The organism is Collinsella sp. HCP28S3_G2, from assembly GCF_052065125.1.
GTDB lineage: Bacteria > Actinomycetota > Coriobacteriia > Coriobacteriales > Coriobacteriaceae > Collinsella.
The window spans coordinates 19468-39447 of record NZ_JBQHUO010000007.1 but is presented as its reverse complement, the minus strand read 5'-3'; the positions used below and the strand labels follow the sequence as shown (position 1 = coordinate 39447).

Genomic DNA, 19980 nt, shown 5'->3' with positions numbered 1-19980 from the left:
CGTGTCCGATCGTCCCAAGGCATCTGCTCCCAAGACGCCTGCGCGCAAAGCTGCCGCTCCGGGAGCGCCTGCAGCGAAGGGCGGCACCGGTTCGTGGCTTGCGGGCTTTATTACCCGTGCCGCCGCCGGTATCGTCTACGCTGTCGTCTTTATCCTGTGCCTGGTTTTGGGTATCGTGCCCACCGCCATTTTTGTCTCTGTCATGAGCGGGCTTTGCTGCTTTGAGTTTTTCCGTATGACGAGGCTCGACGGCAAGGTCGCCAACGAGCATCTGGGCATTATTGCCGCCGTGCTCTTTCCGTTATCGGCGCTTGGCGATTCGCTTTTGCTGAACGCCCTGCTTTTTGCACTGATGCTCGCGGTGGGCATTTGGTATGTTTGGTCGCCGCGTACCCGCATCTCTGATGTGGCCGTGACGCTCATGGGTCCTATCTACACAGGCTTTATGCTGTCGGCTATTGTGCTGCTGCGCGATGCCGTGCCCGGTTTTGCCGGCGCCCTGCTTTCAGTGGGTGTTTGCGCGTCCCTTTGGGTCTCCGATTCGTTTGCCTACATCGTAGGCAGCCGTATCGGCAAACACAAGATGGTTCCCAAGATCTCTCCCAAAAAGAGCTGGGAGGGGTTTGTTGGTGGCATCTTGGGCTCGGTTCTCATCTGGCTCATTTTGTGGGTGACGCATCTCTATAAGCTGAGCTTGCCCTATGCGCTGCTTTGTGGCGTGGTTGTGTCCATCCTGGGCGTTATCGGCGACCTTATCGAGTCGCGCATCAAGCGCGGTGTGGGCGTCAAGGATTCCGGTAACCTTATCCCGGGCCACGGCGGCATGCTCGATCGTAGCGATTCGCTTATCTTCGGCTGCATCACCGCGCAGCTGATGCTGATGATCGGAGGCGTGCTGTAATGTCCTTCCAGACGACCTATGGCTCCGATGGACGTCTCCGTGTTGCCATCCTGGGCTGTACGGGCTCTATCGGCACTCAGGCGCTCGATGTTTGCCGTCAGCATGCCGATCGTCTGCAGGTGACGGCGCTTTCCGTTAATTCCAGTACCACTGAGCTCGTTGCCGCTGCCCGCGAGTTCTCGGTTCCGGCGGTTGCCGTGGCCGATGTCGCTCATGGCGATGACGCCGTGCTGCAGGAGTTGCCCGAGGGAACGGAGCTCGGCGTAGGTGCGCAAGCGGTTTGCGAGCTCGCGCGTCGCGACGATGTTGACTGCGTGCTTGTCGCTATTGTTGGCGCGGCTGGTCTCGAGGCAAGCCATGCGGCCTTGATCTCGAATAAGCGTCTTGCCCTTGCCAATAAGGAGTCGCTCGTTGTTGGCGGTGACCTGCTGATGCCGTTGGCTCAGCCCGGTCAGCTTATCCCGGTCGATTCCGAGCACTCTGCAATTTACCAATGCTATCTGGGTGAGAATCCGCGCGAGGCCCATTGTATTTGGCTTACCTGCTCGGGCGGTCCGTTCTTTGGCCGTTCGCGCGAGGAACTCGACCGTGTGACGCGCGCCGATGCCCTGGCGCACCCTACGTGGGCTATGGGTGCCAAGATCACGATTGATTCCGCTACCCTCATGAACAAGGGCCTGGAGCGTATCGAGGCGATGCACCTGTTCGGTTGCGACCTCGACTTTATCAACGTGGTCGTTCAGCGTCAGTCAAAGATCCATTCGATGGTCGAGTTTGCCGACGGCTCCGTGATGGCGCATCTCGGGGCATCTGACATGCGCATTCCCATCCAGTTTGCCTTCTCGTATCCCGAGCGCTGGGATACTCCGGCTCCGCGCATCGATTTCCGCGAGTTGGGTCAGCTTACCTTTGATGCGGCTGACATGGATACGTTCCGCTGCCTGGCGCTGGCCGAGCGTGCGGGCAAGACGGGCGGCACCATGCCGTGCGTGCTCAATGCCGCCAACGAGTTCGCCGTCGATGCCTTCCTGCATGATGGCTGCAGTTTTACCGATATCGATCGCATTGTGGAATCCTGTATGGATGCGCATGATGCGCAGACGGTCGATTCGTTTGAACAGCTTCGCGGTATCGATGCGTGGGCGCGTGAAAAGGCCGCGCAAGTGCTCGTCACAACCCGTTTTTAACCCATAAGGATTGCTTTTCGTTTTATGGAAACTGTTCTGAGCGTTCTCTCATCGGTCTTTTGGGGCCTGCTGATGCTTTCCGTCCTCGTGTTTTTGCACGAGGGCGGCCACTTTTTGGCGGCGCGTGCCTGCGGCGTCCGGGTGACTGAGTTCTTTTTGGGCCTGCCGTGTCGCTTTGATATCCACCATACGTCTCGTCGGATCGGCACCAAGTTTGGCGTGACCCCGCTGTTGCTGGGTGGGTATGCTGCCATCTGTGGCATGGATCCGACCGATGTCTCGTATGCCGATCGCGTGCTTGCCGCCATCTATCGCCACGGCCGTGTGACGGTGGCCGATCTTGCCGTCGAGCTTGAGCTGTCCGAGGTGGATGTGCTCGAGGCCTGTGCTTTGCTGCTGGGTTGGGGCTCCATAGCTCCTTGGTATGAAGAAGGAGAAAGGCCTTCGCCTGGTTACTATCCCACCAAGTACCAGACCCTGCCGCGTGATGCGGCGGGTTATACCACCTTTGACGGCCGTCGGTTCGATCGCGAGCACGCGACTGCCGAGGGCGATGTATGGGAACTGCCGTGCGGCGAGGCCGAATTCCTTGCACGCGAGCGCTCGCACACCTATTTGGGTCAGGGCTTTGTCAAGCGTGCCTTTATGCTGCTTGCGGGCATTATCGTCAATATCCTGACGGGCTTTTTGCTCCTTATGAGCATCTATTCCATCGCGGGTGTCACGGTGCCGGTGGACACCAATGTGATCGGCCAGGTTGATGAAGGCTCGATTGCCTCCGCGGCGGGAATCGAGGATGGCGACGCGATTCTTTCGGTCGACGGAGTATCGTGCTCTACCTGGATGGACGTTTACGATGCCATTGGCAAGGCTGCCGGTAAGGACGATATAGCCATTGAGTACGAGCGTGACGGCAAGAAGCATTCGACCACGGTTGCGCTCAAAGAGGACGAACGCCTAGGTGTGTATGTCTCTACGCAGGTGGTCCGTTTAGACCCCATCACGTCGGCTCGCCTGTCGTTCTCCTATGTCGTGCAGACAGCGAAGGGCGTGATGCGCCTGCTCCAGCCTCAGCATACGATGGAGATTCTCGATCAGTCCTCTTCGATCGTGGGTATTAGCGTTATGTCCTCGCAAGCTGCTGCTGCCGGCCCTGCCACGTTCCTTTCGTTTGCCGCCCTCATTTCGTTCTCGCTTGGCTTTATGAACCTGCTGCCCATCCCGCCACTCGATGGCGGCAAGTTGGTCATCGAGATCATTCAAAAGATTGCGGGCCGCGAGCTTCCGCTCAAGGTCCAGACGATTGTGAGCTATGTGGGCATCGCGCTCTTTGCGCTGCTGTTTGTCTATATGCTTCGTTCCGACATCCTTCGATTTATTCTGTAGTGGAGTGTTTGGATTGTCTTTATCCCATCCTTTGCCTCGCGAGTTGACGCGCCCCGTGCATGTGTGCGGCGTGCAGATCGGTGGAGGCGCGCCGGTGGTGGTCCAATCTATGACCTGCACCGATACCGCTGATGTCCAGGCAACGCTTGCGCAAGTGTGCGCGTTGGCGCAGGCTGGCTGCGATATCGTGCGCGTGAGCGTGCCCACCGAGGCCGCGCTTGAGGGTTTCCGCACCATCTGCGCCGAGTCTCCGGTGCCGATCGTTGCCGATATCCACTTTAACCATAAGCTCGCCATTGGTGCCGTTGAGGCCGGTGCTGCCAAGCTGCGCATCAATCCCGGCAATATCGGCGATTGGGCCAAGGTTGACGCGGTGATCGATGCTGCGGGTGCCGCGGGCTGTGCGATTCGTATCGGCGTCAATGCTGGTTCGCTTGAGCAGGATATCGCTGAGCGCGACGACCTCACGCAGCCCGAAAAGCTCGTGATGTCGAGCGAACGTTTTGTCAAGCATTTTGAAGACCGCGGCTTTACGAACATTGTACTTTCGGCCAAGGCCCATAGCGTGCAAACGACGCTCGACACCTATCGTGCCCTGTCGCGTGAGATTCCCCACGTTCCGCTCCACCTGGGTGTAACCGAGGCGGGTACCAAGCTGCAGGGCACCATCAAGAGCTCGGTGGGCCTTGGCATCCTGCTGTCCGAGGGAATCGGTGACACCATGCGCGTTTCGCTCACGGCCGATCCGGTTGAGGAGCCGCCGGTCGCCTGGGGAATTTTGCAGTCGCTGGGCCTGCGTCGCCGCGGCCCCGAGATTGTCTCGTGCCCCACGTGCGCCCGCTGTCAGGTTAACCTGATCGCAATCGCCGAGGAAGTAACCGAGCGGCTTAAGAACTATGCCGCGCCGCTTTCGATTGCCGTCATGGGATGTGCCGTTAATGGCCCCGGTGAGGCTTCTGATGCCGACCTGGGCGTTGCTTGCGGACGTGGTCAGGGCCTGCTCTTTTCGCATGGCCAGATCATTGGTAAAGTAGCGGAGGACCAAATTGTCGACGCGCTTATGGCCGAGGTCGACAAGCTTATTGAGGAGAAATAAATGACCCGAGCAATGTATATGTCTAAGCTGTATGCTCCGACGCTCAAAGAGGATCCGGCCGACGCTGAGCTTGCGAGCCATCGCCTGCTGCTCCGTGCCGGTATGATCCGCAAGGAGGCCGCCGGTCTCTATTCCTATCTGCCGCTCGCGTGGCGCTCGATTCGCAAGATTGAGAACATCGTGCGCGACGAGATGGACGCCGCCGGTGCCCAGGAGCTCATGATGCCCATCATGGTCGATGCCGAGCTGTGGCGTGAGTCCGGCCGTATCGATGCCTATGGCAAGGAGCTCGTGCGCTTTGATGACCGCCACGGCCGCGAGTTCGTGCTCGGCCCCACGCACGAGGAGACCGTGACTGCCCTGGTGCGCAACGAGCTGCGTTCATACAAGCAACTGCCGGTGAATCTCTATCACATCCAGGACAAGTTCCGCGACGAGTTCCGTCCCCGCTTTGGCCTGATGCGCGGTCGCGAGTTCATCATGAAAGACGCCTACAGCTTTTCTGCCACGCAGGAGAGCCTGCAGGAGGAGTACGACAAGATGAAGCAGGCCTACGCCAATATCTGCGAGCGCTGCTACATTAAGGCCCTGCCCGTCGTCGCCGATTCCGGCGAGATCGGTGGCGACACTTCCGTCGAGTTCATGGCGCTGGCAGAGGCCGGCGAGGCCTCGCTGGTCTACTGCTACGATTGTGGCTTTGCTGCCGATGACGAGGCGGCAAGCACCAAGGTCGTTGTGACCGAGGGCCCCGGCGACGGCACACTCACCAAGGTCGAGACTCCGGGTATGGGCACCATCGAGGCCGTCGCCCAGTTCTTCGGCTTCCCCGAGAACGGTACGCGCAAGTCGCTGGCTCTCATCGACGCCGAGGGCAAGCCGGTTGTGGCCATCGTTCCGGGCGATCATGAGCTCAACGACTGCAAGGCCGAGCATGTCTTTGGCAAGGGCTATCGCATGATGACCGACGAGGAGCTCCAGACCTACGGTCTGCATAAGGGCTTTATCGGACCGGTTAACCTGCCCGAGGGCATTCGTCTGGTCTGCGACGAGAGCCTGCGCGAGTCCAAGCAGTGGGCCTGCGGTGCCAACGAAGTCGACTATCACTTTACCGGTGCCTGCCCCGAGCGCGACTTTACCGTCGACGAGTGGGCCGACCTGGTTACCGTCGTTGCCGGCGACCCTTGCCCGCACTGCGGCAAGCCGCTCTCCGCTGCTCGCGGTATTGAGGTTTCCCAGGTCTTCCAGCTGGGCACCAAGTACTCCGAGGCCATGGGTGCCACCTTTATGGACGAGGACGGCAAGGAGAAGCCGCTTATCATGGGTTGCTACGGCGTGGGCGTCTCCCGCTCGCTCGCTGCCGTCGTGGAGCAGCACAACGACGAGCACGGTATCGTTTGGCCGGTCTCCGTTGCCCCGTACGAGGTTGCGGTGATTCCGCTCGACCCCAAGAAGGAGGAGTGCGCTTCTGTTTGCGATCAAATCGTCGAGGGTCTGTGCGCCGAGGGTATCGAGGTTGTCGTTGACGACCGTGACGAGCGTCCCGGCTTTAAGTTTGCCGACAACGACCTTATGGGCTTCCCTTATCAGGTGGTGCTCGGCAAGCGCGGCCTTAAGAACGGCACCGTCGAGCTCAAGGATCGTGCCACGGGCGAGCGCGAGGATGTGGCGATCGATGAGGTTGTCGCCAAGGTTTCCGAGCTTGTGAAAGCAGCACGCCGTTAATCGAGCCCGCTGCGTTTAGTGCACTTGTTAAGCGGCCCTGCGTCTCTCGAGGTAGAGATGCAGGGCCGCTTTTGCGTCTAAGGGACATTCGTTGCTAAAAGGAAAACCCCGCAGCCCATGCGAGCTGCGGGGTTTTCCTTTGTGCCTCCGATGCGAAATAAATCGCTCAGATATTACTGATAATCGACGACGTCGATCCAGTTCTTCAGGAACTCATCGTTCACGTTGCGCTTACGAGCGAGCTCGGAAGCGGCGACGATGCTCGTCCACTGACGCACGACCTGCATGGGCATGTCGGCGCGATCGCAGTAGAGCTCCAGGTAGGCCTCGGCCTGGTCCTTGCTGTTGAGGGCAAAGAGCAGGTAGGTGGTGGCAACGTCGGCAGCAGGGGAGCCCTGGGTGGCGTGTGCCCAGTCGCAGACGTACAGCTGGCCGTCGTCGCCAACGATGACGTTGGAGGGGTTGAAGTCGCCGTGGCAGACCTTGAACTCCTTGGTCATGCCGTCCAGACGCTCCTGAAGGTTGTAGCGCGTGGTGGCATTGAGCTGATCGAGGCTGTCGATCATGCGGGCGAACTTGTCGCGCTGACGGTTGAGCAGCGGGGAGGTGTAGCCGTGGATCTCGATCTGGAGGTCGACGAACATCTCGAGGTACTCACCAAAGCGCTGGGGCTCGGCAGTCATCTTCTCGGCAAGGGTGGTGCCCGGAACCTTCTCGGTCACGAGCGCCCAGCCGTTGGCGTTCTCGAGCTGAGAAACCTCGAGAGCCTTGGGGCTGCGGATGCCGCACTCATTGATGCGGGCAAGATTCAAAGCCTCGTTGAACACGTCGGAGACGGGCTTGGTCTCGTTAAAGACCTTGACGATCTTGTCGCCCAGGTCGTAAACGACTTTGTTGCCGCGACGGACGAGCTCGGTCTTGGATTCGGGGAGCAGCATGATTGCATCCTTTCAACGATGCGATAGAAGCAGTGGCGGGGGCGTGCGTGCGCCCGTTCACCCCCGCCGAAATAACCGTGCTAAAAACTAGCAGACAGCGTAGTCCTGGGGCTCGCGGCCATAGTAGGCGTCCAGGTAGAGCTCCTTGATCTCGCTCATGAGCGGGTAGCGCGGGTTAGCGCCGGTGCACTGGTCGTTGAATGCCTGCTCGGTCATCTCGTCGAGGGTGTCGAGGAAGTACTGCTCGTCAACACCGTAGTCGGCGATGGTCTTCTTGACACCGATGAAGTCCTTGAGCTCCTCGAGCTTCGTGATGAAGTTCTCGAAGACCTCCTTGTCGTCCTTGCCCTCGATACCGCAGTACTTGGCCATCTCGGCGTAGTTGTGCAGCGCGTTGGGGTAAGGATACTGGGAGAACGTGCCCATCTTGACGGGGGCCTCGGCGGCGTTGTAGCGCATGACGCGAGTCAGGATGATGGCGTTGGCGATGCCGTGGGGCAGGTGATGGAAGGCACCGAGCTTGTGGGCCATGGAGTGGTTGAGGCCCAGGAAGGCGTTGGCGAAGGCCATACCGGCCATGCAGGAGGCGTTGTGCATCTCCTCGCGGGCATGCGGGTCCTTCGCGCCGTTTTCGAAGCTGGAGGGCAGGTTCTCGAAGACGAGCTTGGCAGCGCGCTCGGAGAGGCCCTTGGTGTAGTCGGAGGCCATGATGGAGACATAGGACTCGATGGCGTGGGTCATGACGTCGATGCCGGAGGCGGCGGTCAGGCCGCGCGGGGCGGTCATGCAGTTGTCGGCGTCGACGATAGCCATGTTGGGGAGCAGTGCGTAGTCGGCGAGCGGCCACTTGATGCCGGTCTCCTTGTCGGTGATGATGGCGAACGGCGTGCACTCGGAACCGGTGCCCGAAGAGGTCGGGACGGCGACGAAGTAGGCCTTCTTGCCCATCTCGGGGAAGGTGAAGATACGCTTGCGGATGTCCATGAAGTCCATGGCCATGTCCTCAAACTTGCACTCGGGGTGCTCGTACATCATCCACATGATCTTGCCGGCGTCCATAGCGGAGCCACCGCCGACGGCGATGATGACGTCCGGCTCAAAGAGAGCCATCTGCTTGGCGCCGCGACGTGCGCACTGCAGCGACGGATCGGGCTCGACGTCGTAGAAGCAGTCGTGGGCGATGCCCATCTCGTCGAGCTTGGCCTCGATGGCGCGGGTGTTGCCATTCTTGAAGAGGAACTGGTCGGTGACGATAAAGGCGCGCTTCTTGCCCATGACGCTGCCCAGCTCGTCGAGAGCGACGGGCGTGGAACCCTTCTTGAAGTAGACCTTCTCGGGAGCGCGGAACCACAGCATGTTCTCACGGCGCTCGGCCACAGTCTTAACGTTGATCAAGTGCTTCACCCCAACGTTCTCGGAGACGGAGTTGCCGCCCCAGGAGCCGCAGCCCAGGGTCAGAGACGGCTTCATGCCAAAGTTGTACAGGTCACCGATGCCGCCGTGCGAGGACGGGGTGTTGATGACGATGCGGCAGGCCTTCATGACATGCTCGAACAGGCTGATCTTCTCGGCCTGGGCGGGATGCACGTACAGAGAGGCGGTGTGGCCCGGGCCACCGGCGAGTACCAGGTGCTCGGCCTTGTCGACGGCCTCCTGGAAGTCCTTGGCGTGATACATGGCCAGGACAGGGGAGAGCTTCTCGTGGGAGAACTCCTCCTTGGCGGGGTCGGTGGAGGTGACCTCGGCGATCAGGATCTTGGTCTTGGCGGGAACCTCGATACCGGCGAGCTCGGCGATCTTGGCGGCAGCCATGCCGGGGATGCGGTGATCGAGAGCGCCGTTCTTGAACATGGCGCCGCGCAGGGCCTCCATCTCGGCACCCTGCTTGACGAAGTAGCAGCCGCGCTTCTGGAATTCGGCCTTAACCTGGTCATAGATGGTGTCGATGACGGTCACGGACTGCTCGGAAGCGCAGATCATGCCGTTGTCGAAGGTCTTGGAGTGGATGATGGAGTTGACGGCGAGCAGCACGTCGGCGGTGTCGTCGATGACGACCGGGGTGTTGCCGGCGCCAACGCCCAGGGCGGGCTTGCCCGAGGAGTAGGCGGCCTTGACCATGCCCGGGCCACCGGTGGCGAGGATGATGTCGACATCGCGCATGACCATGTTGGTCAGCTCGATGGAGGGGACATCGACCCAGCCGATGATGCCCTCGGGGGCGCCGGCCTTGACGGCGGCGTCAAGCACGAGCTTGGCGGCGGCGATGGTGCACTTGGCGGCAGCCGGGTGCGGGGAGATGATGATGGCGTTGCGGGTCTTCAGGCTGATCAGCGTCTTGAAGATCGCGGTGGAGGTGGGGTTGGTCGTCGGGATGACGGCGCCCACGATGCCGATGGGCTCAGCGATCTTGGTGATGCCGTAGGCCTCGTCGCGCTCAATGACACCACAGGTCTTGGTGTTCTTGTAAGCGTTGTAGATGTACTCTGCGGCGTAGTGGTTCTTGATGACCTTGTCCTCAAGAACGCCGCGACCGGTCTCCTCGATGGCCATCTTCGCCAGCGGGATACGAGCCTTGTTGGCGGCCATGGCGGCCTCGTAGAAGATCTTGTCGACCTGCTCCTGCGTGTACGTAGCAAAAAGCGCCTGGGCCTCTCGCATCTGAGCGAGCTTAGCCTCAAGCGCCTCTACGTTGTCCACAATTGCGGGAGTAGTGTTTTCCGGTGACTTTTTCACCATTTGTGTCTCCTTGCGATCGGAGATTTACCCTACGTGTTGCATGATAGCAAGAAATTATTCGGCGAACGGTAAGATTCCCGTAAAAGGCACACTAAAACGCTTCAACTAGCTGAAGCGTTTTAATTAAAAATATCGCCTGGCATCGGCCCGCTCATTGGGGACAGACTTATATGAGTGCTTTCACTCATTTGGGACAGACATAGTTTTGCCATTTCGCTGTTCTGGACCTGTTATTGCCGCTTATTGGATATAAATAGATCACAGGCTCAGCATTTCGCGTTGCTTCTCTCCTTTTAGGTGTTGCCTGTACAGTTTTGAAAGGAGAGATTATGCCCCGATGTGCCCGCGCCGTTTCGATCACCGGCTATTACCATGTTTATGACCGCGGCAACTCCAAGCAGATTATTTTTGAAGATGACTCCGACCGCTATCGTTTCTTGTCGGATATCTCGGACAGGTTTGCGCGCCATAAAGTGGCGGTGTTGGCTTGGTGCCTTATGGACAACCACTTCCATTTGATGGTTGATGACCCTTATGACAACCTTTCAAAGGCGATGCAGTGCGCATTGACGGCGTATGCTAAGTATTTCAATGGGAAAACGGGAAGAACGGGCCATCTGTTTGACAATCGCTATTCGCGGGTTGCGGTTGAGTCGGACACGCAGGCGGTGCAGCTGCTCGATTATATCCATCTCAATCCTGTGAAAGGTTCGCTCGACTCACTCGAGGCGTACCGATGGTCAAGCTTCAAGGCATATCAGCTGGGCTACGATCCCTTTGACATTTGTGATGCGGCCCCTATGCTCGATATTGTCGGAGGCTCCCGTTGCTATTGCGAGCATCTCAAGGAAGCTGCCGGGCGCATCTGGTCGGTGGAGGTTCTTCCACGCCGTCGGATCCCCGATGAGGAGGTCCTTTCCGTTGCGCGCGAAGTCCTGCCGAGCATAGATCCTACGCTGCTTAAGGCCCTGCCACGCCCCGAACGCGATGCCTGCCTGCTGAGGCTCAGGCAGGCACATCTCACGGTCAAGCAAATTGCCCGTATCACCGGTATCGGCGCTACAAGTGTGACCAAGGCCACCGCGGGCTGGAAGGAAGCTGCGTGAGGCAGGGGCCGGAGCTAGTCGGGGCGCCGCAGACACGCATCATGTCTGTCCCCAATGAGTGAAAACACCCATGTAAGTCTGTCCCCAATGAGTGTGTCATGTCTGTCCCCAATGAGTGAAAACACCCATGTAAGTCTGTCCCCAATGAGTGCAAAAAGGCGCCCTCCACAAGAGAGGACGCCTTTGGTAAGTTCTATGTGAACGCGAGGTCTTTGACCCGGAGAGTCCGAGGTACTTGTTGGTAAGACCTTATTTAGGAGCGCGCAACCTTGCCAGACTTAAGGCAGGTGGAGCAAACGTTCATCTTGCGACGGTGACCATCGACGACGACGTAGACACGCTGGATGTTGGGGCGGAACTTACGGTTGGTGACGCGGTGAGAGTGGCTGATGGAGCGACCGGCAACGGGGTGCTTACCGCAAACTTCGCAAACTTTGGACATAACTGACCCTCCTTGGGCGACAAACGAACATGTCGCGTTAACAAACAAGCCTGAACTATAGCACAGAAGCAGCTCCCTGTGCGTAATCTACACAGAGATATTTCTCTTATGGCGATAGTGCCCACGCTACGGCCCTGGACGTAGATCCGATTTGCGTGTAGCAGAGGGGATTATGCCAGCTCGCATCGACGTTTTCAAGCTTGTCCCGCAAATATATATAGGTTTATGGAGCGTTGAGTCCGTTTGCGGATTGCTCCGTATTAATGCTCGCAATTAAGCTCGGGGTTGGCTACACTATCCCTTGACCATTAAAGGGGTACGAGATACCCACATGGATTTATATTGCTGCCATAGAGCAGTCCTTCCTGTGGGTGTCTGGTCCGCTTTGAGCGGTCGGGCATCTATTTTTTTGACTGTATCAGCAGTCAAGACATGTGAGGAAGGAGATCGATGGGCACGACTTCCCCCAAGGCGGTCATCATGGACGAGACCGCCGTCAACCGAGCGATGACCCGCATCGCGCACGAGATTCTCGAGCGCAACGAGGGCTGTGAAGACCTCGCTCTGGTCGGCATCGTCACGCGCGGCGACCTTCTGGCAAAGAAGCTCGCCGAGGCGATCAAGGAGATCGAGGGTGTTGACGTTCCGCTCGGCAGCCTGGACATCAGCTTCTATCGCGATGACTATGCGACTAACTTCGCTCCCGCGATCCACGCTACCAACATTCCCTTCAGCGTCGACGGCAAGCGCGTCGTTTTGGTGGACGACATCCTGTACACGGGTCGCACCATCCGCGCCGCTCTGGACGCCGTTATGGACCTGGGCCGTCCGAGCCGCATCGAGCTGGCAGTTCTCGTTGACCGCGGTCACCGCGAGCTCCCTATCTCGCCGGACTTTGTCGGCAAGAACGTTCCCTCGTCGCACGAGGAGAACGTGCACCTATATATGAAGGAAGTCGACGGCCGTACCGCTGTCGAGATCAACGACGTCGCGCCGGGTTCCCACGTGGGCTCCGCGCCGCTGGGAGGTGAGTAGTACCGTGGCGTTCAATCATAAGCACCTGATCGACATTACCGAGTACTCCGAAGAGGACATCAAGCTCATCCTCGAGACCGCCAAGGCGTTCTCCGAGGTCAACGAGCGTGCCATCAAGAAGGTCCCCACGCTCAAGGGCAAGACCATCGTCAATATGTTCAACGAGCCCTCGACGCGTACCCGCAGCTCCTTCGAGCTTGCCGAGAAGCGTCTTTCGGCCGACAGCCTCAACTTTGGCGGCTCCTCGACCTCCACGGTCAAGGGCGAGAGCCTCGTCGATACCGTCGAGACGCTTAACGCCTACAAGATCGACTGCATCGTCGTGCGCGACAAACATGCCGGTGCTCCCTACATCGTCACGCAGAATTCGCCCGCGAGTGTTATCTGCGCCGGTGACGGTAAGCACAATCACCCCACGCAGGCTCTGCTCGACCTGTACACCATCTGGGATCACAAGGGTGACTTCCACGGTCTGAAAGTCGCCGTCGTCGGCGACATCGCCCACTCCCGCGTTTGCGGCTCGCTGATCCCCGCGTTGAAGATCATGGGCTGCGAGACCTACGCCGTCGCCCCCGGCACGCTGCTGCCGCCGGCGCCCGAGGTTCTGGGCTGCGACCACGTGACGAGCGACCTCGATTCCATCCTGCCCGAGCTGGACGTCGTCTACATGCTGCGCGTACAGCAGGAGCGCCTCGAGGGTGCCCCGTTCCCGACCATTCGCGAGTACCACAAACTCTTCGGCCTGACCAAGGACCGTGAGAAGCTCATGAAGCCCGACGCGATCATTTGCCACCCGGGCCCCATCAACCGCGGCGTCGAGTTCGACTCCTATATGGCCGACCACCCGCAACGCTCCGTCATCCTGGAGCAGGTCTACGCCGGTATCTGCGTGCGTATGGCTATCCTGTATCTGCTGCTTGGAGGTGCCGATAATGGCCTTGCTTCTTAAGAATGCCCACGTCGTCGATCCGTCCGTCGAGCTTGACGGGGTCGTTGACGTCCTGATCGACGGCGACAAGATCGCCGAGGTCGGCGAGAACCTCGCCGCCGAGGGAGCCGAGGTCCGCGACCTTTCCGGTAAGTACCTTGTCCCTGGCCTGGTGGACATGCACGTCCACCTGCGCGAGCCCGGCTACGAGGTCAAAGAGGACATCGAGAGCGGCACCCGCGCAGCTGCCAAGGGCGGCTTCACTGGCGTGTGCGCCATGCCCAACACCGACCCCGTTACCGATAACGGTACCGTTGTTGAGTTCGTCAAGTCCCGCGCTGCCGAGGTCGGCCACTGCCGCGTCTATCCTTCTGGCGCCATGACCCGCGGTCTAAAGGGCGAGGCTATGTCCGAGATGGGCGATATGGTCGCCCACGGCGCCGTCGCCTTCACCGACGACGGTCGCGGCGTGCAGGGTGCAGGCATGCTCCGTCGCTGCATGGACTACGGCAAGATGTTCGGCAAGGTCTTCATGAGCCATTGCCAGGACGAGGACCTGGTCGGCCACGGCCAGATCAACGAGGGCAAGGTTTCGACTCGTCTGGCCCTTGAGGGCTGGCCGGCTGCCGGCGAGGAGCTCCAGATCGCCCGCGACATCGAGATCGCAAAACTGACCGGTGCCAAGCTGCACATCCAGCACATCTCCACCGCCCATGGCCTGGAGCTCGTGCGTGCCGGCAAGGCCGCTGGCGTTCAGGTTACCTGCGAGGCCACCCCGCATCACATGTTCCTGACCGAGAACGACCTGGACGAGACCTACAACACCTCGCTCAAGGTTAACCCGCCGCTGCGTACCGACGAGGATGCCGAGGCCATCCGCCAGGGTGTCATCGACGGCACCGTCGACGTCATCGTCACCGATCACGCTCCCCACACGCCGTGGGAGAAAGCCCGTGAGTTCGAGCTCGCGCCCTTTGGCATGATCGGCCTCGAGACCTCGCTGTCGCTCGTGCTCACCGAGCTGGTCAACACGGGCAAGATGGGTATGGGCCGCATGGTCGAGCTCATGGCTATTAAGCCGCGTGAGATCCTGGGCCTTGATCAGGTTCAGGTCAAGGCGGGCTCTGTTGCTGACCTGACCGTCTTCGACGCGTCTGTCACCTGGACGGTCGGCGAGGACGGTTACGAGTCGCGCGCCGAGAACTCCGGTTTTGCCGGCCGCACGCTCACCGGTCGTGCCACCGATGTGTTTGTCGGCGGCAAACAGACGCTTGCCGACGGCTGCATCTGCTAGCATAGCCTTATCGCTTTTGTGCGCGGTGCCCTTGCGGTGCCGCGCTTTCTGTTCGTTTGGTCCATGCAACTGCATGGGGGATTGGAGCGTCTATGCCCACACCTTCCACTGCACGCATGCACGACTTCGAGGTCGTCTCGAACCAGGAGATCGCCGACGGCATCTTCTCGCTCGTTATTTCGGCCCCCAAGCTTGCAAGTGCGCTCAAGCCCGGTCAGTTTGTGAACATCGCCGTGCCCGGCGATGCCTCTTCGCTGCTTCGCGTGCCCTTGAGCTTCTATCGCTCTGACGCCGAGGCCGGTACCGTCGAGCTGTGGTACGCCGTCGTGGGCGACGACACCCGTCGTCTGTCGCAGATGGGCCCCGGCTCCAAGTCCAACCTGTTGGGCCCTGGCGGCCGCGGCTGGCTGGTACCCGAGGGCACCAGGAAGGCGCTGCTCGTGGCGGGCGGCATCGGTGTTCCGCCCGTGCTGTGCCTCGCTGGCATGCTTGCCGAGCAGGGCGTGGCCGTTGACGTGTGCCTGGGTTTTGGCACCGCGTCCAAGGTCGTGGGCGTCGATGAGTTCCGCGCGCTGGGGACCACGGTCAACGTGTGCACCGACGACGGCTCGTTGGGTGCGCACGGCTTATGCACCGATCCTGCCGCTGAGCTGCTCGGCAAGGGCGGTTACGACTACGTCGCCAGCTGTGGTCCCGCCGTTATGATGAAGAAAGTCGCCGCCGCTGCCGCCGAGGCCGGCGCGTACTGCGAGGTGTCGCTCGAGCGCATGATGAGCTGCGGCTTTGGCGCCTGCAACACCTGCAATGTCGAGACGGTCGACGGTATGAAGGGTGCCTGCATGTGCGGCCCCGTGTTCGATGCTTCCAAGGTGGTGGTCTTCTAGTGGGTACCGTGAACATGTCCGTCGATTTCGGCGGCGTCAAGATGCAGAACCCCATCAACACCGCAGCCGGTACCTTTGGCTACGGTTGGCAGTTCCAGAACTTCTTTGATGTCTCCCAGCTGGGTGCCATCACCACCAAGGGTTGCGCTGCCGAGCCCTGGCCCGGCAATCCTGCACCCCGCATGGCCGAGATCCCCGGCGGCATGATCAATTCCGTGGGCCTGCAGAACCCCGGTGTTGCCGCTTTCGCCCGCGAGTCCGGTCCGTGGCTCGAGCAGCTCTCCAAGGACGGTTGCCAGGTCATCTGCCAGGTTGCCGGTCACTCCGTTGATGAGTTCGTGCGCGCGCTCGAGATGTATGTCGAGCTGTGCCCCTGGGCTGCCGGCTATGAGATCAACGTGAGCTGCCCCAACATTGCCGCCGGCGGTGCCGCCATGGGCTCCACGCCCGAGGGCGCCTCTTCCGTTATGGCTGCCTGCCGCAAGGTGACCGATAAGCCGCTGTTCGTTAAGATGGCTCCGGTCAACGTCGCCGAGATCGCCCGCGCCCTCGAGGCTGCCGGCGCCGACGGCCTTTCGGTCATCAACTCCATCCAGGGCATGGCCATTGACGTGCACACCCGCAGGTCCCGTGTGGCCAAGCCCAAGGGCGGCCTTTCGGGCCCGCTGTGCCACCACATCGCCGTGCGTATGGTCTGGGAGGTCGCCCAGGCCGTCGATATCCCCATCAACGGTGTCGGCGGTGTCATGACCGGCGAGGATGCGGCCGAGTTTATCCTGGCCGGCGCCACCTGCGTGTCGGTCGGCATGGCCAACTTCGTCGACCCGTGTGCTTCGCTTAAGATCGCGCACGAGCTCGAGGCCTGGGCGGAGTCCCAGGGCGTAAAGGACATCAACGAGCTGGTAGGTGCGTTCGAATGCTAGAGACCGATGCCCGCGACCGTGTTATCGTCGCCCTCGACTGCGACCGTGAGCGCGCACTCGAGCTCGCCCATGAGCTTTCGGGCCATGCCGCCTGGCTCAAGGTGGGCATGACGCTCTATTACGCCGAGGGTCCCGAGATCGTCAAGACGTTCAAGGATTTGGGCTTTAAGGTCTTCCTCGACCTCAAGTTCCATGACATTCCGCATCAGGTGCGCGGTGCCGCTCGCTCGGCCTCGCTTGCCGGTGCCGACCTGCTCTCGGTCCACGGCTTGGGTTCGGGCGCCATGCTCGCTGCCTGCCGCGAGGGTGCCGAGGAGGCGCGCGAGGACCGCGCCAAGCTCGTCGCCATCACCGTACTTACGAGCATGAATCAGGACGCGCTGGCGGAGATCGGCGTCGAGTCGCCCGTGGCCGAGGAGGCCGCTCGCCTGGCAAAGCTCGCTCAGGCCAACGGCATCGACGGTATCGTGTGCTCGCCGATGGAGGCTCACGACATGCGTGAGCTGCTCGGCCCCGACGCGCTGATCGTGACTCCGGGTGTGCGTCCGGTGGGTGCCGCCCTGGGCGATCAATCCCGTGTGGCGACACCTTCCCAGGCTATCGAGCGCGGTGCGAGCCATATCGTGGTGGGCCGTCCTATTACCGGCTCCGACGATCCGGTTGCGGCCTTTGACGCCATCGTCGCCGAGCTGGTCGAAAACGTCGCGTAAAAGATTCCCTCAAGTCACCACTTTTGGGTCTTATTAGCACAAATTAGCCCTTGTGCCTGCGAAAACTTTCCCATCCTTTGTGTGGAATCACAGGTCAGGGGCTCAACTTTGACCTCCGTATATTGCACTTTTCGCAGGTATCGTCTAACCTATGGAGCCGTCGATTGGGCATTTAGTGCGTTTGACGTGCTAAAATGCCAATTATTGCATCAGATATAACCCAACTATTTGGAGGTTCGAATGGCACTCCCTCAGCTTACCGACGAGCAGCGTAAGCAGGCTCTTGAGAAGGCTGCCGCCGCACGTCACGCCCGCGCTGAGCTTCGCGAGCAGATCAAGAAGGGCGAGAAGTCTCTCGAGTCCGTGCTCAACTCCGATGACCCCATCGCTTCCCGCATGAAGGTTTCCACCCTCATCGAGTCTCTGCCCGGTTATGGCAAGGCCAAGGCCGCCAAGATCATGGAGGAGCTCGGCATCTCCGCTACCCGTCGCGTCCAGGGCCTCGGCGTCCGTCAGCGCGAGCAGCTCCTCGAGCAGCTGACCAAATAAGTGAGCGCTCAGGATTCAAAGCTCTTTGTGATTTCTGGACCGTCAGGTGCAGGCAAGGGCACGCTCGTCAGTCGTGTGCGCGAGCGCCGCTCGAACCTGGGCCTGACGGTTTCGGCTACCACGCGAGCGCCACGTAAAGGTGAGGTCGACGGCGTCAACTACTTTTTCCTGACGCGCGAGGAGTTCGACCGCCGCGTGGCAAACGGTGAGTTTGTTGAGTGGGCCGAGGTCCACGGTAACTGCTACGGCACGTTGGTGAGCGAGGTCGCATCCAAGCTCGCCTCTGGCTCGTCTCTGATTTTGGAGATTGATGTCCAGGGTGCACTGCAGGTCAAGGAGCGTTTCCCCGAGGCCGTGTTGATCTTTATCAAGCCGCCTTCGCTTGAGGTGTTACGCGATCGCCTGGTCGGTCGCGGTACCGAGACGCCCGAGACGATCGAGCTGCGCATGGCAAACGCCGCCGATGAACTTGCCCTTGCCGACCGCTACGACGACGTCGTGGTGAATGACGATCTCGACCGCGCGACCGATGAGCTCGTTCGCGTTCTCGATATGCATGAAAGGATCTGAGGTCCGTGTCCGTTGTAAAGCCTTGTATTGACGATCTTCTGGAGAAGACCGATCACAACCGCTTCCTGCTCGCCTCGCTTGCCTCCAAGCGCGCCTGCGACATTAACAGCATGCTGCGTGGCCAGCACAACCGCGTGCTTGCCGTTCAGGATGTCGATGACATTACCATTGGCCTCTCCGGCGCCGATACCATCTCGATGGCTATGGACGAGATTGTCGACGGCGATATCTCCTACGACGAGGCTCGTTACAAGAAGGCGCTCGGCCACAAGGTTGCTGAAGCCTAAATGGCAGCTCGCGTCTGCCTGGTCCACTATCACGAGGTTGGACTGAAGGGCAAGAACCGCGCACATTTCGAGCATATCCTCATGGATAACATCAAGGCGGCCTTGGCCGCCTTTTCCGTGAATGCCGTGTCTCGAATTTCCGGTTATATCCTCGTGACCTTTAACGAGCATCAGGCCGACGAGGCGGCGCGTGTCATTCGCACCGTCCCCGGCGTTGCCCGCGTGTCCCTGGCATATCACACCAACCGCGACCCGCAGGAGTACTGCGCCGCCGCCGTGAAGGCGCTGCGCGAGTTTGGTCCTTTCGATTCGTTTAAGGTGCATGCCAAACGCTCTAACACCGACTACGAGCTCACCTCGATTGATATCAATCGTCAGGTTGGCGAGGTATTGTGCGAGGCCTTCCCTGATAAAAAGGTCCAGATGCACGACCCCGACGCGATGGTGCACGTACTGGTGGTCCAGGGTAGCGTTTACGTGTATGCGCGCTCCGAGCGCGGCGTGGGCGGTCTGCCGGTGGGTTCCGCCGGCAAGGTTGTGACGCTCCTGTCGTCGGGCATCGATTCTCCGGTGGCGACCTGGATGCTCGCGCGTCGCGGCGCGGTGTGCGTACCGGTACATTTCTCCGGTCGTCCGCAGACACCCGATACGAGCGAGTATTTGGTGCAGGACATTATCCGTGCGCTTGCGCCGGGCGTCCAGATCGGCCGCCTGTACGTGGTGCCGTTTGGCGATTGCCAGCGTGAGATTTCCGTCACCTGCCCCAGCAACCTGCGCGTGATCATGTATCGCCGCATTATGTATTCGGTTGCCGAGCGCATTGCGCATATCGAGGGCGCCAAGGCTATCGTGACCGGTGAATCGCTCGGTCAGGTTGCCTCCCAGACGCTCGAGAACATTATGGCCGTCAACGAGGCCGTCAAGATCCCCGTGTTCCGCCCGCTGATCGGTTCGGACAAGCAGGAGATTATCGCGCGTGCCGAGGAAATCGGTACCTTCGATATCTCGACCGAGGCTGCTCCCGATTGCTGCACGCTCTTTATGCCGCGCCGCCCCGAGACGCACGCAAAACTCGATGCCGTGCATGAGGCGTGGGAGCTGTTCGATCACGAGGAGATGATTGAGCGCTTGCTCAAACAGACCGAGTACATCGACTTCGAGAGCAACACGTACAAGGCCCCTAAGACCTTAAAACGTAAACATCCTCAGCTTGCTCCACGTGAGATTTACCAAGATCACGAATAATGTTGTGTATAGACCGGCGGTGCATTTGCATCGTCGGTCTT

The 19980-nt window shown here is 60.2% G+C and carries 19 protein-coding genes; 16 read left to right on the top strand and 3 right to left on the bottom strand.

The features are described from left to right. The first annotated feature begins 1 nt into the window (after window position 1). The 5 genes from ACTNB2_RS05505 to ACTNB2_RS05485 are packed head-to-tail and all read left to right on the top strand — an operon-like array spanning window position 2 to window position 6292. Window positions 2–901 carry a phosphatidate cytidylyltransferase gene (locus tag ACTNB2_RS05505; protein WP_441041579.1) on the top strand — a complete coding sequence of 300 codons (900 nt, stop codon included), beginning with the start codon at window positions 2–4 and terminating at the stop codon, window positions 899–901. After that, a complete protein-coding gene (dxr, locus tag ACTNB2_RS05500; protein ID WP_441041577.1) occupies window positions 901–2088 on the top strand; it encodes a 1-deoxy-D-xylulose-5-phosphate reductoisomerase in 1188 nt (395 codons plus the stop codon). The genes ACTNB2_RS05505 and dxr overlap by 1 nt, the downstream gene beginning before the upstream one ends. A 24-nt stretch (window positions 2089–2112) precedes the next feature. Further along, a complete protein-coding gene (locus ACTNB2_RS05495; protein WP_441041575.1) occupies window positions 2113–3474 on the top strand; it encodes a M50 family metallopeptidase in 1362 nt (453 codons plus the stop codon). Window positions 3475–3487: 13 nt separating this feature from the next. Continuing rightward, window positions 3488–4570 carry a flavodoxin-dependent (E)-4-hydroxy-3-methylbut-2-enyl-diphosphate synthase gene (ispG, locus tag ACTNB2_RS05490; protein WP_441041573.1) on the top strand — a complete coding sequence of 361 codons (1083 nt, stop codon included), beginning with the start codon at window positions 3488–3490 and terminating at the stop codon, window positions 4568–4570. Window positions 4571–4582: 12 nt separating this feature from the next. Further along, on the top strand, window positions 4583–6292 hold the full coding sequence (locus ACTNB2_RS05485; RefSeq protein WP_441041639.1) for a proline--tRNA ligase: 1710 nt from the start codon (window positions 4583–4585) through the stop codon (window positions 6290–6292). A gap of 173 nt (window positions 6293–6465) precedes the next feature. Here the strand turns inward: ACTNB2_RS05485 and ACTNB2_RS05480 are convergent, their stop codons facing one another. Together ACTNB2_RS05480 and adhE are read right to left on the bottom strand one after the other, a co-directional pair. Then, a complete protein-coding gene (locus ACTNB2_RS05480; RefSeq protein ID WP_154516259.1) occupies window positions 6466–7230 on the bottom strand; it encodes an aminoglycoside phosphotransferase family protein in 765 nt (254 codons plus the stop codon). A gap of 87 nt (window positions 7231–7317) precedes the next feature. Then, complete coding sequence (adhE, locus tag ACTNB2_RS05475) at window positions 7318–9966, bottom strand: bifunctional acetaldehyde-CoA/alcohol dehydrogenase (RefSeq protein WP_154516260.1); 2649 nt, start codon at window positions 9964–9966, stop codon at window positions 7318–7320. A gap of 329 nt (window positions 9967–10295) precedes the next feature. Between adhE and ACTNB2_RS05470 the strand changes: the two genes are divergently transcribed. Then, window positions 10296–11072: a transposase gene (locus ACTNB2_RS05470; protein ID WP_427793454.1), complete on the top strand. Its 777-nt coding sequence runs from the start codon at window positions 10296–10298 to the stop codon at window positions 11070–11072. Between the two features lie 253 nt (window positions 11073–11325). On the opposite strand, the gene rpmB is transcribed toward ACTNB2_RS05470, so the two are convergent. After that, entirely contained in the window at window positions 11326–11514 is a 189-nt protein-coding gene (rpmB, locus tag ACTNB2_RS05465; RefSeq protein ID WP_022094725.1) for a 50S ribosomal protein L28, read from the bottom strand. Between the two features lie 450 nt (window positions 11515–11964). Here rpmB and pyrR point away from each other — a divergent pair, with 450 nt between their 5' ends. The 10 genes from pyrR (at window position 11965) to thiI (ending at window position 19939) form a co-directional block, all read left to right on the top strand. Beyond that, window positions 11965–12549, top strand: coding sequence for a bifunctional pyr operon transcriptional regulator/uracil phosphoribosyltransferase PyrR (gene pyrR, locus ACTNB2_RS05460; protein ID WP_138374176.1), 585 nt, complete (start codon window positions 11965–11967; stop codon window positions 12547–12549). 4 nt (window positions 12550–12553) lie between these two features. After that, window positions 12554–13498, top strand: coding sequence for an aspartate carbamoyltransferase catalytic subunit (locus tag ACTNB2_RS05455; RefSeq protein ID WP_441041570.1), 945 nt, complete (start codon window positions 12554–12556; stop codon window positions 13496–13498). After that, window positions 13482–14771, top strand: coding sequence for a dihydroorotase (locus ACTNB2_RS05450; protein WP_154516264.1), 1290 nt, complete (start codon window positions 13482–13484; stop codon window positions 14769–14771). The genes ACTNB2_RS05455 and ACTNB2_RS05450 overlap by 17 nt, the downstream gene beginning before the upstream one ends. Before the next feature lie 116 nt (window positions 14772–14887). Next, window positions 14888–15655, top strand: coding sequence for a dihydroorotate dehydrogenase electron transfer subunit (locus ACTNB2_RS05445; RefSeq protein ID WP_441041637.1), 768 nt, complete (start codon window positions 14888–14890; stop codon window positions 15653–15655). 14 nt (window positions 15656–15669) lie between these two features. Then, complete coding sequence (locus ACTNB2_RS05440; RefSeq protein WP_154516266.1) at window positions 15670–16578, top strand: dihydroorotate dehydrogenase; 909 nt, start codon at window positions 15670–15672, stop codon at window positions 16576–16578. After that, the gene (gene pyrF / locus ACTNB2_RS05435; RefSeq protein ID WP_427747926.1) at window positions 16572–17288 is read left to right on the top strand and encodes an orotidine-5'-phosphate decarboxylase; all 717 of its coding nucleotides are present in this window, start codon (window positions 16572–16574) and stop codon (window positions 17286–17288) included. The genes ACTNB2_RS05440 and pyrF overlap by 7 nt, the downstream gene beginning before the upstream one ends. 240 nt (window positions 17289–17528) lie before the next feature. Next, on the top strand, window positions 17529–17837 hold the full coding sequence (gene mihF, locus ACTNB2_RS05430) for an integration host factor, actinobacterial type (protein WP_006236130.1): 309 nt from the start codon (window positions 17529–17531) through the stop codon (window positions 17835–17837). Then, the gene (gmk, locus tag ACTNB2_RS05425) at window positions 17838–18407 is read left to right on the top strand and encodes a guanylate kinase (protein ID WP_427794783.1); all 570 of its coding nucleotides are present in this window, start codon (window positions 17838–17840) and stop codon (window positions 18405–18407) included. It begins immediately after the preceding gene. Between the two features lie 5 nt (window positions 18408–18412). Beyond that, entirely contained in the window at window positions 18413–18694 is a 282-nt protein-coding gene (locus ACTNB2_RS05420; protein ID WP_370450597.1) for a DNA-directed RNA polymerase subunit omega, read from the top strand. Next, window positions 18695–19939, top strand: coding sequence for a tRNA uracil 4-sulfurtransferase ThiI (gene thiI / locus ACTNB2_RS05415; RefSeq protein WP_427794782.1), 1245 nt, complete (start codon window positions 18695–18697; stop codon window positions 19937–19939). Window positions 19940–19980 lie beyond the last annotated feature (41 nt).

Coding starts and splice junctions, on each gene's coding strand:
- dxr (WP_441041577.1), top strand. CDS start 901: ATGTCCTTCCAGACGACCTATGGCTCCGATGGACGTCTCCGTGTTGCC.
- mihF (WP_006236130.1), top strand. CDS start 17,529: ATGGCACTCCCTCAGCTTACCGACGAGCAGCGTAAGCAGGCTCTTGAG.
- adhE (WP_154516260.1), bottom strand. CDS start 9,966: ATGGTGAAAAAGTCACCGGAAAACACTACTCCCGCAATTGTGGACAAC.
- pyrF (WP_427747926.1), top strand. CDS start 16,572: ATGCTAGAGACCGATGCCCGCGACCGTGTTATCGTCGCCCTCGACTGC.
- ACTNB2_RS05495 (WP_441041575.1), top strand. CDS start 2,113: ATGGAAACTGTTCTGAGCGTTCTCTCATCGGTCTTTTGGGGCCTGCTG.
- pyrR (WP_138374176.1), top strand. CDS start 11,965: ATGGGCACGACTTCCCCCAAGGCGGTCATCATGGACGAGACCGCCGTC.
- ACTNB2_RS05440 (WP_154516266.1), top strand. CDS start 15,670: ATGTCCGTCGATTTCGGCGGCGTCAAGATGCAGAACCCCATCAACACC.
- ACTNB2_RS05480 (WP_154516259.1), bottom strand. CDS start 7,230: ATGCTGCTCCCCGAATCCAAGACCGAGCTCGTCCGTCGCGGCAACAAA.
- ACTNB2_RS05450 (WP_154516264.1), top strand. CDS start 13,482: ATGGCCTTGCTTCTTAAGAATGCCCACGTCGTCGATCCGTCCGTCGAG.
- rpmB (WP_022094725.1), bottom strand. CDS start 11,514: ATGTCCAAAGTTTGCGAAGTTTGCGGTAAGCACCCCGTTGCCGGTCGC.
- ACTNB2_RS05470 (WP_427793454.1), top strand. CDS start 10,296: ATGCCCCGATGTGCCCGCGCCGTTTCGATCACCGGCTATTACCATGTT.
- thiI (WP_427794782.1), top strand. CDS start 18,695: ATGGCAGCTCGCGTCTGCCTGGTCCACTATCACGAGGTTGGACTGAAG.
- ACTNB2_RS05445 (WP_441041637.1), top strand. CDS start 14,888: ATGCACGACTTCGAGGTCGTCTCGAACCAGGAGATCGCCGACGGCATC.
- ACTNB2_RS05485 (WP_441041639.1), top strand. CDS start 4,583: ATGTATATGTCTAAGCTGTATGCTCCGACGCTCAAAGAGGATCCGGCC.